This window comes from Shewanella colwelliana (assembly GCF_001735525.1).
Lineage (GTDB): Bacteria > Pseudomonadota > Gammaproteobacteria > Enterobacterales > Shewanellaceae > Shewanella > Shewanella colwelliana.
Genome location: NZ_MCBT01000048.1, coordinates 243,752 through 257,467, shown reverse-complemented (window position 1 = coordinate 257,467; position 13,716 = coordinate 243,752). Strand labels below are relative to the sequence as shown.

The window sequence follows — 13,716 nt, the reverse complement described above, 5'->3', positions numbered from 1 at the left end:
GACAAATAACAACAATAAGCACCAATTTACCTATGAGTGACATTCAACAGCTTCCCTTTTCGCAATCATGCGAAAACAATAAACAGGCAATTTTACCTCAACTGCAATCCCTTTTTTCAACCACTAAACGCGTATTAGAAGTTGGCAGCGGTACGGGCCAACATGCTGTGTACTTTGCCAAACACCTGCCCCAACTTATTTGGCTACCTAGCGATCAAGTGCAATATATTGAGCCGCTGTCGCTGCGCATTGAATTAGAAGGATCGAACAATATTGCACAACCAATAGCATTAGAAGTCACTCAACCCTGGTCATTGGATCCCAACGCCGTTGACGCCATATTCAGCGCCAATACTTTGCATATCATGAGCGAAACAATGGTCGAAGCCTTTTTTGACGGCGTTAAGCAGCATCTTGAGCGCAACGGTCTCCTGTGTATTTACGGTCCGTTTAATTACAACAACCAATATACCAGTGACAGTAATCGCCAGTTCGACATCTGGTTAAAGCATAGAAATGTTAACAGTGGAATACGAGAGTTTGAGTGGGTCAGAGAACTCGCCCACTCAGCTAGCTTAAATTTACTGTCAGATATCGACATGCCCGCCAACAATCGGCTGCTTTCGTTTAAGAAAACATAGAGCCTCTAACAACATTGTCACCGCTCTGAAGGCTGAGGTGCCATTATTCTGCAAGCGTTAGAAATCGTCTTCACACAGCCCAATTAATTGCAAACTTGCACTTTCAACTTGCTTGCGCAAACTGCGTGTTTGCACCGCCCAGTAATTCATATAAAACTCTGCAGTAGTGAGTTTAGCGCGATAAAAGGTTTCATTCTCAACACCCTCTTCCAGTGCTTGCAAAGCCACTGCCGCCGTTCTAGCCCACATCCAAGCTAATGCAGTAATGCCAAAGATCTGCATATAGGGCATAGAAGCTGCACCGATAATATCAGGGTTTGTCGCGGCCTGACTTGAGATAAAACCAGTGGCTTTTTCTAGATCAGTAGAAGCATCCATCAGAGGTAACAAGTAGGGTTTCATTGCTTCATTGTTAATATGCTCAGCGATAAATGGTTTAACCATATCTGACCATAACGTCAACGCCTCACCACGGTCAGACAGCAGCTTACGGCCGACTAAATCTAATGCCTGTACCCCGTTGGTTCCCTCATAGATCATCGCGATACGGCTATCTCGAACAAACTGTTCCATGCCCCATTCATGAATATAACCATGACCACCAAATACCTGTTGAGCATCTACACACGCATTAAATCCTCTATCGGTGATAAACCCTTTTACAATCGGGGTAAACAGGGCTGCCAATTTTGCAGCTTGTTTCTTCTGACCCGAGTCAAGGTGGCGATGGGACTCATCAAGCCATAAGGCTTGCTGACCAACCAATGCCCGAGCCCCTTCATTAAAGGCTTTTTGTGCCATCAACATCCGACGTACATCACCATGCACAATGATGGGATCTGCAGGAGACGCAGGAGCTTTAACACCACTTAGCGCACGGCCTTGAAGGCGGTCTTTTGCATAGGCCAATGCATTTTGATAGGCAATCTCTGATACACCAAGACCTTGAACGCCCACCCCAAGGCGGGCTTCATTCATCATGGTGAACATCGCTCGCAGTCCTTGGTGCGGCTCTCCTACTAATTCACCCAGTGCGCCATCAAATACCATGACACATGTCGAGTTACCATGGATGCCCATTTTGTGCTCTAACGCCGTAGCCTCAACCCCATTTCTACAACCTAGACTTGCATCATCATTAACCAAGTATTTAGGCACTGCAAAAAGCGATATGCCCTTCACCCCCTCTGGCGCATCAGGCAAACGCGCTAGCACTAGATGAACAATATTTTCGGTCAGATCATGGTCGCCAGATGAGATAAATATCTTTTCACCACTTACGGCGTAATTTCCCTCCCCAACGGGTACAGCTTTAGTGCGTAGCAGCGCAAGATCGGTTCCCGCATGAGACTCAGTCAGGTTCATAGTACCCGTCCACTCGCCGGAGACCAGCTTCTCAAGATATTTCTGCTTGAGCGCATCGCTGCCGTGGGCATGAATCGCTGCATAGGCACCGTGGGTTAGCCCCGGATACATAGCAAACGCCATGTTGGTGGCAGTTTTCATCTCTGTGGCAAAAATCCCCACGACTTCAGGTAAGCCTTGGCCGCCATAGATAGGATCACTGGTTAACGTTGCCCAACCATTTTCAACATACTGCTGATAGGCGGCTTTGAAACCAGTAGGCGTTTTTACCTCTCCCTCAACAATTTTGCATCCCTCTACGTCACCACTACCATTGAGCGGTAACATCACGTCAGTGGTAAATTCAGCGACACCTTGCAATATCGCATCGGCAAGTTCAGCATCAATCTCTTCAAATCCTTGAAGGTCGTCACGCTGATAGATGTTAAGAAGTTCATTTAAGACAAATTGATAATCTCGTAGGGGAGCTTGATAGATAGGCATTCCATAATCCTTTTTATTATTTGAATAACTATTTAACTGGGTAGAAATTAGGGTGAAACAAAAACTGCTCTGACCACTGTAACCAAGTACGCACAAAAATGCAGCACAAAAGTACCTTGTTTTCCGCTAAGAACAGGGAAACCGCAAAATCAACCAAACCGATACTTATGCTTTTACACAAAAATCTGTAAAGTAGACAAAAATATTCCGGTCATTGGCCAGCATTCAGGAATGAGGATTAGCGCATGGGTTCTGTCACCACCAAACAACATCCAAATGGTTTAGAGTATGTCGATATTGACACCTCGCTATGTAAAGCGAGAATATTTATGCAAGGTGCGCAGATAGATCACTTCCAACCTGTGGGTAAACCGCCACTATTATGGGTATCGCCCGCCGATGATTATCAGCCAGGTAATGGTATTCGTGGCGGGATCCCAGTTTGTTGGCCTTGGTTTGGTATGAGTGAAACACCTGATTGGCCACAACATGGATTTGCTCGGACTCGCATCTGGTCACTCGACTCTGTACAGATGAAAAATCAAGCTGTAGAGCTCAAGTTCAGTCTTACCATAAGTGAAGAGGACCAGCTCTATTGGCCTCACAATACAAAAGTCGAGTTAATCTTTAACCTGACTGACTCCTTAAAAGTAAGCCTAGTGAACACCAATCTCGCTGACTACCCGGTGAGTCTTACCCAAGCTTTACACACCTATTTTCCAATTGAGGATATTCATCAGCTCAAGGCAACGGGTTTTGCAGGATCAAAGTATATTGAATTTGGCGAAGGTCCGTTCTCACAAGATGGAGATGAAGTCGTCTTTAACAAAGAGACTGATCGCGTCTACACCCAATTAGGTGAAGTACAGCAACTTAATACCCCGCAGGGTATAATTAACGTGCACCGAGAAAACAGTCAATCAGCCGTATTATGGAACCCTTGGATAGACAAATCTCAACGCTTATCACGTTTTAATAGCGACGACTACCTCACCATGGTGTGCCATGAAGCCGCTAATGTCCTAGAAGATAAGGTCACGCTAGCACCAAGCAGCTCCCACACCTTAACAACCGTCATTAGCTGGGCCAAATAATCCAAAAAATGGGCGCACTGAACGCAACTGAAGGCCTCATGACGAGGCCTTTTCTTTCAATATTTACTTCGTCGATGCGCCGTCTAGCATCACCACAACACTGATCGTCCCTTCAGGACTAAAGCCATTAGTTCTCACCTGCATTGAATGATAGAATTCACGCTACAGGATGGAACTTCTCAAGAGATAGGGATAGATGCGGCAGGGCTTTTCTAACGTGACTCAACGCTTAATGTTAATAACAGTGCTATTTTTTATCACTGTTGGCATCGCGAGCAGCCTTCTGATTGCCAATATGAGCTATCTGACCCAAGCAGTTGCTAATCGTTATCTTATGCCTCAAGGCAGCCAAGTCACTGCCATCACGCTCTCTTTATCGTCCCTAAGTCATTTGCGCATTGACACGCTGTCCCTCGACGTTAACGACAGCCAAATTCATATTGACGGCCTGCAGTTAACACTGGCGAAAAAACCATCTTGGCTAGATATGGGTCTAAAAGATATCGAAACCATTGCACTAGGTAATATCTCAGTTGCATTAAACCCGACACTGTTAAACCCGCAATCGGCACAAGATTCAAGCAGTGGGCCGACCCTGTCGTTAGATCTCAACCATCTACCACAAATCGCTATCGGCCCAACCCATTTTGAGGTCAAAGAAATCAACACTATGGATTTCAGCCTGGATATGGACTACCTAAATTTGGACGACCAAGGGAGGGTGACCAGCGCACTCAGTCACCAAGGACAGCTTTTATTGGCGTTTGAGGTTAGTCTCAATCCCAATCAATGGGCGTTAAACAGCACGCTATCTCTTGAGAGACTGCAAGGGCTGCTCAATCAAATCGCTCAACTCCCCACTGTTAACCCTGTAGGTCCGCTGGGACCACTGATCGCACTAAAGGAAACGGTTGAACGTCACCACCTGGCATTAACTGGCGATCTTGCCACGTCTGCCACATTAGATATCTCCACCGCTCAATTAACCTCTACCCACCAGCTGTCAAACCTCTCTATGTCAGTGGACAAGATTGCTGGCACGTCACTGCAAACGCCACTAGACTTGCAACCTCAATCAGCACATCCCCAAGCCGAAGGCCCCATCAGCTTTACACTTAATGGGCCCATCACTGACCTAACCTTGGCGCTACAACCTCTGTCGCTGCAACTAGCGCTATCTGAAGAGCAGTACCAAGGCTTGCTCAGACCATTAGATGAAACTGGCCTGCATGGCCTATTTCAACGCATAAAAGATGCTCAACAAGCGACAGAATTTACGGGGTCTTCATCGCTTAATATTCACCTAGCACTACAATCGCCGCTTCTCTATCGAATGGCTAACGCCCAGTTGACGCTCGGCAGCGCCATTGCCGAGGTCACATTAGCTGATTTTTCGCTAAGTGCTGAGCTAACCGATAGCCGCTATGTCCATACGCACAATAGCCGTCATGCAAATAGCCAGTGGTCATTAAACCTCAAACAGGGAGCACCGCTATGTCTGTCCGCGCTTGATAGCGGTCAATTCAATACCCAGCCGACCTGCAATAATCAAGATGACGCCTTTAATCTGGCGCAGCTCAAACTTGCCACTCATGGGGAATTGATATTCACTGGAGGTCTTAACAACCTAGGTCAACCCACATCGGCAATGTACGCGCTAACCATAGCGCCAGGCAGCGAACTTAAACTCCAGTCACCCGCTTACCAGCGGCCGAACATCGCGGTGACCGCTCAACAAATCTCCCTGCAGCTTATGCAAGCAACTCGACTGACCGTAACTGAATCACTAACCGCAGAGGTCGGTGAACTGCTTGTAATCCTTGAAGGTAATCAATTTGAGTTTGGTCGGCCCATATCGCCACTAGGCAGTGATAACCGTCATGGAGGATCTTCCAGTCAATCCGATTTTCAATCAATACTCACTAGCCAACTGAGTACTATGCAGTTTGCTGGCGCATCGCTTACCATGGGTCTACAGGGCGTTGAGCAACTGTCGATACTCCCTATGACGATGACGACCAAATCACCGCATTTACTCAGCCGGAATGCACTGACACCAAAAGATGATAGCCTACGCAGCGATACAGTGACTTTTCAAAGCACAAATGAATTCAGATTTGCTAACCGTTATAGAGACCAACAACCGCCACAGTTTAGCTTCCCAGAAATGCGTGTTGTGGCCAGTAATACCTCAATCTATCGGCACACAACCAATAGCGAAAATCAGCCGAGAGAAACGGAACTGCAGCTAGATAGCGCATCGATGCATAGCCAAGGCTTTTCACTCAACTCGATAAAAGATGACTCTGACGCCCAGCAAGCTAAACATGTCATCACAGCGTTGCTCCATCAACCGGGGCAAACCTCGCTAACCTATCAGCTCGATAATGTTACCGCCACCGAGCACTATAAAAAGCGCAATAAACAGAAAAATCGCAAGACTCTGAGTTTAACCGGTGCAACCTTGTCACAAGAATTGAGTTGGCGACCAGCCAATGAGCAATTTAGGCTTAGTACCACTGAACAGTGGCAGGCCGATACCCTTCAATTCAATAGCGCTCATCAATTAACTTTTTCCAGCAAGGAGACGGTGGCGCTGTTGGATGGTCAACTATCATTCAATAGCGATATTAACCAACTACTTACCCAGTCTAACATTTGGTTTGCAACCCAATTACCAGCCGACTTAATTGGCGATATGAGCATCACCAGCGACTATCAACTGAGATGGCAGCAAAGCGGCCTCGCACTTGCTATGAAGGTGACGCCCAAGGTTGAGATAAGCCAGGGGTCAATCAATAATTTTCCATTAGAACAAGCAAGTTTTAGTGGAGATTGCAGTCTTTCTAGTCGCGATTTACTCGGCAATATTACGCGGCTTGGCTGTGATGCACTGCAGCTGAAGGTTGCCGCGTTTAATCCAGGGGTCCTATTAACCGATCTAGAAGCCACTACACAGATCTCACTGGAGGGTTCAGCGTTCAAGGCAAATAAAGGTGCATTAGCACAGAGCAATTATGCCGTGACACCACAAATTGATTACTCCCCGATTTCCCCGCTAAGAAAAGCGCAGATCGATATTAAAGCGCACGCCAACACATTAGGCGGCAGCGTACTCCTGCCTAAGTTCAATCTCAATTTGAACGGAGGATCAGAAGCCTATCTGGTGCTACAAGCGATAGACCTGCAAGCCTTATTAGCCATTCAACCACAAGTCGGTATCTATGCCGATGGTTTTTTTGATGGCGTACTGCCAGTTGAACTAACAAACGGTCAAGTATCGATAGAAGGCGGCCGGCTTGCCGCAAGAGCGCCTGGTGGCTTGATTAAGGTCGAGAACAACCCTGCCGTGTTACAGATGCGCCTGTCACAACCCTACCTGGATTTTGCTTTTGCCGCCTTGGAAGAGCTCAATTACAGCGAATTATCCAGCTCCTTTGATATGCAATCAAATGGTGATGCGCAGCTTATGGTCAATGTAAAAGGTCGAGCAAAAGATATTGAACGCCCGATTCACTTGAACTACTCTCAAGAGGAAAACATGCTACAACTACTTCAAAGTTTACAAATTGGTGATCGGTTGCAAACTCAAATCGAAGAAGAGATGGCTAGCCAATAACACTGTTCAGCTAACAGTCATATTCGCCCTGTTACGCTATCAATCATAGCGATAGCAGCAATCCTGTTTAGCAGATAAAAGGAACTATCCGTGAAGAGACTACCCAAATGGCCCTATGCAGTTATCATACTACTGCCTGTCGTCACCCTGTTTGGCTGTACGCCAACCGTGAAGATTGAGCCACCCGATAAACCTATCGTCATTAATCTCAATGTTAAAATTGAGCATGAAATTAAGATTAAAGTCGATAAAGAACTCGACGCACTGCTTAATAATGACGAACTATTTTAAACCGACATAGGTATAAGGAGATAAAAATGAAACGTAAACTACTTGTACTCGCGGCAGGTTTATTGCTCAGTATTAATGCCTTTGCGATCTCGCTTCAAGATGCTAAAAGCCAAGGTTTAGTCGGTGAGCAAACCAACGGTTATCTTGGACTCGTGGTCAACAGTGGTGTGAGCAGTGATTTAGCCACAACCGTAAATGCTAAACGTAAAGCCCACTATCAGAAGATCGCCACTAAGAATGGTATTAGTATTGAGGATGTCGCCAAGTTAGCAGCCGAGAAGGCAATAGCGGCGACTAAAAAAGGCCACTATATCCAAACTAAAGACGGTAAATGGGTCAAAAAGTAGTAAGTTAATCGCGCTGCGCAGTCAAGGTATTGGCTGCGCCAGCGGCGTATCTAGCTTATTGGTCGCGGTTAATGCATGCTTTGTGGCTTCACCACTAATAGGTCGCAATTAATTCTGTCAATCACTAGCTCTGCGATATTGCCGCACATGTTATTGAGCAATCCTTGATGACCAAAGTCGCCCACTATCACCAGTTCAGAATCTACCTCCTTAGCGACAGATTCTATAGCATCTTCAGGCAAGGCTTTAGCCACATGAAGCAACAAATTGTTATCATTACCACCCCTTGAGTCTAAATGATACTGGCTCAAACAGTTTGAGAGTTTTTCTATGTGGTGCTGCTGATTGGTCCTCTGGTCATTTTCAAGATGAAAAGAGATGCTGGGGTTATCGCCATAAAAGCAATCGATTAAGTGACAGTCTCCTTGTAGCAAGTGACTAAAGTGGGCTGAGGTTTGCAATACAGTACTGTTTAAGGATTTGTGGTCTTCATCTTCACAGCAAGGCTCCACGAAGGACAAAATATGCCCACCTGGCTGCCAAGGATGATCTTTTACCACGAAAACCGGTTGGTCAGACTCTCGCACTAAACGTAAATCCAGTGGTTTAATAGTCAACCAGTCCCACATCTTATGCCGCGATGCGGATACCACCACAGCATCGACCTTAAAATCTAAACAAAATTGCAGTACGTCATCGCTGCTATGGCAACTGATTGATGCCATCGAAATGTTGATGCCAGTGTGTGCTGCCTTTTTGGTAAACTCATGCAAACAATAGTGCTTCTCTTCTAATGTCGAAGGTTTGCCTATCTCCGTTTTCACCTCAAAGGCATCAAGCAAACGGTTCACCGTGTTGCCATGCTCCAGCAACATAACAATCACAGCCGCATGATTCTTTCCCGCAATATAAGCTGCTCGAGAGATCCCTTTTAGGGTAAAGTCATGTTCATCGACCACAACCAAAATCCGCTGATAGCTGTCCATTACTATTCACCTCATCTTGAGTAACGCATTAATTGTAGTCAAGTCGGACGTAGAAGAGCGTCAGCGAATCCGTATAAACAGGGTAATAATAGGCAAACGCATGATAATAGAAATGATTATTGTTAAGACTGTTTTTGACTTAAAACAGGCTGTTTAGCCCGTTTTGTTTAGGGAGGTAATTAATCGCATTCAAACAAACACTTACCAAAAATTGGATGTACACCCACCCTCAACGCATAGCAGTCAACTGAAATTAAAGATAAAAAATATTGTTTACAACCGGCTGGCCGACAGCATTAAAACAACAAGCATTCTTTATTACGTTTAAACAATCCCCCATCATTGGATAATGGTCATCCTACCACCGTAACAAAGCTTACAACGCAACAGCGCTTAGATAGGATTAAAATCTTTATCCAACATCTGACTTAGCAACAATTTTCCCGCCGGATCAACGCGAAATTCTCCATATTTAGATAACGCAAACTCATCGGCTCTGCCCTCCTCAAAGAAAAACGCATTACTGGCAAGTTTCACTTGACCTGCTCGCACCCGATATTGAATGAGTCGTTGATCTGTCTGTAATGTTTCTCCTTGGTAGAGCCCAACAAATTGCGCCACACCTTGGTTAGCAATGTTGATAACAAATAGCCCGTCTTCATTTTCCTCTTTGACAGTCTGACGAAGGCTAGCCGCTATGCGGTAATTAAGCGCCATATAATCCCCTTGCATTAATGAGCGAGGATCAACTGGAGCAAGTTCAAAAATCACCACATCGCCACCGGCCAATAACTGTTCCTGTTGGTAAATATTGACATTTATCAGCGCGAGTATCGTCAAAGCTGTTACCACCACCCATACGGATGCATAATCTAATTTCAATGATTTATTCACCTTCATGGTATTTGACCTCACTCCCTGTACTTTCCCGCTCTGCTGTTTCGCTCACACCCATAGCAAATCTGAGGGCTACCAGCAGCAAGCCGCTCGCCATTAACCACAACGACTTATCAAACAGATCCATATGTAGCGAGTAATAATAAAGGCCGATAAAAGCGACTAAGCCACACACAGAAAGCACCACCAACTTAAGCTCGTTATAAAAATAGCCTAACAGCAACATTAATATTGCAGCGCTGACTCCACTCATCACAATGGAAAGCAGACTAATAAATATCGCAACCAAGATAGTGGTAAACTTGGCTCTCGCTAACATCGCCCCATTACTTTTAGCATGAGTATTGAGCTGATTGAAGACTTGTCCAATAAGCCAAAGCGCCGACAACAAGATCATGGTGATGGCCATATATTGGCTCATCGCTGCATCAAACGTCATCAACACCTTGGGCAGATTCATCATTTGCCCCATCTCAGTCATGGAGAAGTTTGCCATCAACAAATTAATCCCAACCGCATACCCTAATACCCTAAGGCGTTGATAATGCTGAGGCCAGCGGTAGACGCTCGGCCAGATAAGCATAAGTAAAACCACTAGCAGTGGCAGTACTAGCACCGTCCACTGATTAATGACTAAAATGGCTAACAGACTCGGCACCATGCATAGTGCCGCTACAAATTGATTAATCTTATGAGGAATCACCAGCCAGTGTAGGGCAAACACTAACAGATAGATTAAGGCGATCAGCGTATCATCAAAGGCATTTAAACGCTCATATATCCCCCAAAGCAGCATCAGTTGGCCACAAAGGCTGAAGGCAAACACCATCTGTAATACAAACTCTTGACGATTAGCGCCAAAACGGTAATAAGCTAAACACCCTAAACACAACAACGTCCCAAGGCTAATAAACGACTCAGTGATGTCGGCAACAGATGAAGCACTCGCCAGCACAAAGGCCAATAGAAAAAGTGCCGCTATCCAGCCGCCAAGCATTTGCGCCCCAATGATATACCAAGGTACCGACAACTCTGTTTCGGGTAACGTGTCGCCATTGAGTAGCCCTTGATTTGACAAGCTCTGCCATAATTTGCGCTGGGTGATATTATGGCTCATGGCGGGTTACCTCAGTGTCAACACAGGCCATCTCAATGAACAGTTTCTGCAATTGCTTTAGCCAAATTAAACAGCCGCTGGTTAACCCCACGACCACCATCGCTAGCATAAAAAAGCCACCGACGGGATCGTTTGAATCTAATAACCCTCTGGATAATAAACCAATTATCACAGCACTAAGGCTGGTCAACACCAACGTCAGTGGATATAAGGTGGGCAAGCGGTAACGATACCAGCCAAACACGCCCGCCATAGTCAGTAGATAAAACAGGCCCAAGCAAGCAAACCTAAGATTAAATTTGAATTCAAAAACAACCCAAATCATCATCCACGTTAAACCAAATACCGAGACAAATAGTGCCGTTGTTTCGACACTCGGACTGCAAAAATGTGACTGACCTGCCCATTTAACCCGCCTCAACGCAGTAAATACGCCATGCATCACTAAATTACACCAAGCAAACACAGCGATTTGCTCGATATCTTCAAATATAAAACTAAACATGCCGGAGAAAGTACGGAAATAGAGCACTAAGCTAACATTGAGTAACACAAGGACGAGTAACCATAACAGGTCAAACCCTGCGATGATGGCAAAAGGTAAAATCAGTAACGCCCACGTAGCAAACAACTGCCAGGGATCGGCGCCAGTTTGATAGGTCTGTCCCACTAACGCCAATAATGCTCCCACCATGATACTGGCACCCAATAACATTGCGTTAGCCAGTGTCCAGCCATAATGGTTTTCCACACGCTTTGGTGTCGTTTGCTTTCGCTGTTGTCGATTGAACAGATAGAAGCCAACAATAAACAGTAACAATAGCGATTCAACCAAGGCAAATTTGGTCAAGTTAGTTAAGGCGTTCCAGTTAAACGCCATAAAAAAAATCACCCCAGCGCTCAGCAATAGTACGCCAAGATAAAGTAATAAATAACCGATTAGCTTACGCCATTGCTGAATACTTGGGTGTGGCGATGCCACTGACATCGCGGCTTTGAAATCGTTTGGGCTAATGTGACCGTGGCTAAACCAGTGCCAAACGTCCGAGCGTTGTTTATTTATCATCCCTTATCCTTGGAAATAGCGTTGTTGCTTGCCGCTAAGCGAGCTTTATCACGTCTGGATGTTGAATACTTGCCGATTCATGGTAAATATCGGCCAAATATTGAGCCAACTCAGCTTCAACAAGCAAATGGGCGATCACGACATCAGTCACAGGACGGCGCATACCTAATCCTGACTCAATCGCTAACATCCATCCCCGATCACGGCGCGTTATAATCATTGTGGTACCAAATACATCAAACTTCGCCACATCTTCCTCGCTTAATCAGCCATCAATCCATAATAGAAAAACTACTGGCCAGATAGCAATTAAAACTTTTTTGTGCACAACCACCAATCCCTCAACGCCACGCAGTGAGTCAGTTCACAGCTTGCAGATAAAATGAATTAGTAAGCGCTACAGTAAAGACAAAACCGGTAAAATGACGTTATCGCGCATAGGCAACGTCTACTACTCGCCCTCCCTGCTAAATGCGACTCCCTTTTACTTTGCACCGGAGTGCTAATGATTGCTATCGAACTCTTTATTGTACTTGCCTTTATCTATCTCGGCGCTCGAATGGGTGGCATTGGTATAGGGTTAGCTGGCGGCGCTGGCGTACTGGTTCTGTCACTATTTCTGGGCGTCGATACGGGACACATTCCTGTCGACGTGATCCTGATTATCATGTCGGTTATTGCTGCTATTTCGGCATTGCAAGTCGCTGGCGGCCTTGATTGGCTTGTACAGTTAGCAGAGAATTTTTTACGCAAGAACCCTAAGCAGATCACCTTTTATGCCCCTATGGTCACCTATTTGATGACACTGCTTGCTGGTACGGGACACACAGCTTTTTCTACCTTGCCGGTTATTGCCGAAGTGGCAAAAGAGCAAGGTGTTAGGCCGTCCCGTCCTCTCTCAATCTCTGTGGTCGCCTCCCAGGTCGCCATTACGGCATCGCCTATATCTGCGGCAGTAGTGTTCTTTTCTGGTATTTTGGAAAATCATGGCGTGAGTTACCTAACACTGCTGTCTATCGCCATACCATCAACATTTATGGCTTGTATGGCCGGTGCCTTTGTCGCCAATTTTATCGGCTGTGAACTTAAAGAAGACCCGGTTTATCAACAACGTCTCGCCCAAGGGTTAGTCACAACGAATGCGGTCACGAGTCGTCACATCCTACCCTCTGCGAAACTGGCCACCGCAATCTTTGTTGTCGCGATTATTAGTGTGGTGGTTTACGCTACACTCATTTCCGACTCAGTAGCATTGATTACCCATCCAAGCTTGAGCCGTAATGACGCCATTATGGTCTTTATGCTGACTGCCGCCACCGCTATCGTCACCCTAACCAAAATTGATGCAAGCAAGATCCCTGATGCAGCCACATTCAAATCGGGCATGAGCGCTTGTATCTGTGTTCTGGGTGTCGCATGGTTAGGTGATACTTTTGTGGCGGGTCATATTGAAGAGATTAAAGCAGTGTCATCGGAACTACTCGGTCGCTTTCCTTGGCTGCTAGCAGTGGTACTCTTTTTTGCCTCAATGTTACTCTATTCTCAAGGTGCAACCACCACTGCATTAATGCCTGCTGCATTAGCTATCGGTGTTGCACCACTCACTGCAATTGCGTCGTTTGCAGCCGTAAGTGCCTTGTTCGTACTACCGACCTATCCAACGCTCTTAGCCGCAGTAGAGATGGATGACACGGGGTCAACACGTATAGGAAAGTGGGTGTTTAATCATCCCTTTTTCATCCCAGGCGTGGTAACTATCAGCACCTCAGTCTTGCTTGGCTTTATATTTGGCCAATTGCTTCTAGGCTAA

At 45.8% G+C, this 13,716-nt stretch carries 12 protein-coding genes; 6 read left to right on the top strand and 6 right to left on the bottom strand.

Annotation, left to right across the window (positions count from 1 at the left end; all coding sequences use genetic code 11):
* Positions 1-32 precede the first annotated feature (32 nt).
* Entirely contained in the window at positions 33-641 is a 609-nt protein-coding gene (locus BEL05_RS18940; protein WP_037427688.1) for a DUF938 domain-containing protein, read from the top strand.
* A 57-nt stretch (positions 642-698) separates the two neighbouring features.
* Here the strand turns inward: BEL05_RS18940 and BEL05_RS18935 are convergent, their stop codons facing one another.
* Positions 699-2,489, bottom strand: coding sequence for an acyl-CoA dehydrogenase C-terminal domain-containing protein (locus BEL05_RS18935; RefSeq protein WP_069672098.1), 1,791 nt, complete (start codon positions 2,487-2,489; stop codon positions 699-701).
* A gap of 245 nt (positions 2,490-2,734) precedes the next feature.
* On the opposite strand from BEL05_RS18935, the gene BEL05_RS18930 reads away from it, so the two are divergent.
* From BEL05_RS18930 to BEL05_RS18915, 4 genes are all read left to right on the top strand, one after another.
* Entirely contained in the window at positions 2,735-3,583 is an 849-nt protein-coding gene (locus tag BEL05_RS18930) for a D-hexose-6-phosphate mutarotase (RefSeq protein WP_069672097.1), read from the top strand.
* Positions 3,584-3,779: 196 nt separating this feature from the next.
* On the top strand, positions 3,780-7,202 hold the full coding sequence (locus BEL05_RS18925) for an intermembrane phospholipid transport YdbH family protein (RefSeq protein WP_069672096.1): 3,423 nt from the start codon (positions 3,780-3,782) through the stop codon (positions 7,200-7,202).
* A 123-nt stretch (positions 7,203-7,325) separates the two neighbouring features.
* The gene (locus BEL05_RS18920; protein WP_373316113.1) at positions 7,326-7,493 is read left to right on the top strand and encodes a YnbE family lipoprotein; all 168 of its coding nucleotides are present in this window, start codon (positions 7,326-7,328) and stop codon (positions 7,491-7,493) included.
* Positions 7,494-7,519: 26 nt separating this feature from the next.
* Positions 7,520-7,840 (top strand): YdbL family probable chaperone protein, encoded by a 321-nt coding sequence (locus BEL05_RS18915; protein WP_028762024.1) that lies wholly within the window; start codon positions 7,520-7,522, stop codon positions 7,838-7,840.
* A gap of 68 nt (positions 7,841-7,908) precedes the next feature.
* Here the strand turns inward: BEL05_RS18915 and BEL05_RS18910 are convergent, their stop codons facing one another.
* The 5 genes from BEL05_RS18910 to BEL05_RS18890 form a co-directional block, all read right to left on the bottom strand.
* Positions 7,909-8,826 (bottom strand): universal stress protein, encoded by a 918-nt coding sequence (locus BEL05_RS18910; protein WP_069672095.1) that lies wholly within the window; start codon positions 8,824-8,826, stop codon positions 7,909-7,911.
* Positions 8,827-9,219: 393 nt separating this feature from the next.
* Positions 9,220-9,726: a GDYXXLXY domain-containing protein gene (locus BEL05_RS18905; RefSeq protein ID WP_051412827.1), complete on the bottom strand. Its 507-nt coding sequence runs from the start codon at positions 9,724-9,726 to the stop codon at positions 9,220-9,222.
* Positions 9,713-10,840, bottom strand: a complete 1,128-nt coding sequence (locus BEL05_RS18900; RefSeq protein WP_069672094.1) for a DUF4401 domain-containing protein — start codon at positions 10,838-10,840, stop codon at positions 9,713-9,715. Before BEL05_RS18900 ends, BEL05_RS18905 begins: the two co-directional genes overlap by 14 nt.
* Positions 10,830-11,906 carry a DUF2157 domain-containing protein gene (locus tag BEL05_RS18895; protein WP_069672093.1) on the bottom strand — a complete coding sequence of 359 codons (1,077 nt, stop codon included), beginning with the start codon at positions 11,904-11,906 and terminating at the stop codon, positions 10,830-10,832. The genes BEL05_RS18900 and BEL05_RS18895 overlap by 11 nt, the downstream gene beginning before the upstream one ends.
* A gap of 34 nt (positions 11,907-11,940) precedes the next feature.
* The gene (locus BEL05_RS18890; RefSeq protein WP_028762028.1) at positions 11,941-12,156 is read right to left on the bottom strand and encodes a DUF7661 family protein; all 216 of its coding nucleotides are present in this window, start codon (positions 12,154-12,156) and stop codon (positions 11,941-11,943) included.
* A 255-nt stretch (positions 12,157-12,411) separates the two neighbouring features.
* Here BEL05_RS18890 and BEL05_RS18885 point away from each other — a divergent pair, with 255 nt between their 5' ends.
* Positions 12,412-13,716, top strand: a complete 1,305-nt coding sequence (locus tag BEL05_RS18885; protein ID WP_069672092.1) for an anaerobic C4-dicarboxylate transporter — start codon at positions 12,412-12,414, stop codon at positions 13,714-13,716.

Bases quoted from the DNA above. Each gene is read 5' to 3' on its own strand.
- BEL05_RS18910 (WP_069672095.1), bottom strand. From the start codon at position 8,826: ATGGACAGCTATCAGCGGATTTTGGTTGTGGTCGATGAACATGACTTT.
- BEL05_RS18885 (WP_069672092.1), top strand. From the start codon at position 12,412: ATGATTGCTATCGAACTCTTTATTGTACTTGCCTTTATCTATCTCGGC.
- BEL05_RS18940 (WP_037427688.1), top strand. From the start codon at position 33: ATGAGTGACATTCAACAGCTTCCCTTTTCGCAATCATGCGAAAACAAT.
- BEL05_RS18905 (WP_051412827.1), bottom strand. From the start codon at position 9,726: ATGAAGGTGAATAAATCATTGAAATTAGATTATGCATCCGTATGGGTG.
- BEL05_RS18900 (WP_069672094.1), bottom strand. From the start codon at position 10,840: ATGAGCCATAATATCACCCAGCGCAAATTATGGCAGAGCTTGTCAAAT.
- BEL05_RS18935 (WP_069672098.1), bottom strand. From the start codon at position 2,489: ATGCCTATCTATCAAGCTCCCCTACGAGATTATCAATTTGTCTTAAAT.
- BEL05_RS18930 (WP_069672097.1), top strand. From the start codon at position 2,735: ATGGGTTCTGTCACCACCAAACAACATCCAAATGGTTTAGAGTATGTC.
- BEL05_RS18925 (WP_069672096.1), top strand. From the start codon at position 3,780: ATGCGGCAGGGCTTTTCTAACGTGACTCAACGCTTAATGTTAATAACA.
- BEL05_RS18915 (WP_028762024.1), top strand. From the start codon at position 7,520: ATGAAACGTAAACTACTTGTACTCGCGGCAGGTTTATTGCTCAGTATT.
- BEL05_RS18895 (WP_069672093.1), bottom strand. From the start codon at position 11,906: ATGATAAATAAACAACGCTCGGACGTTTGGCACTGGTTTAGCCACGGT.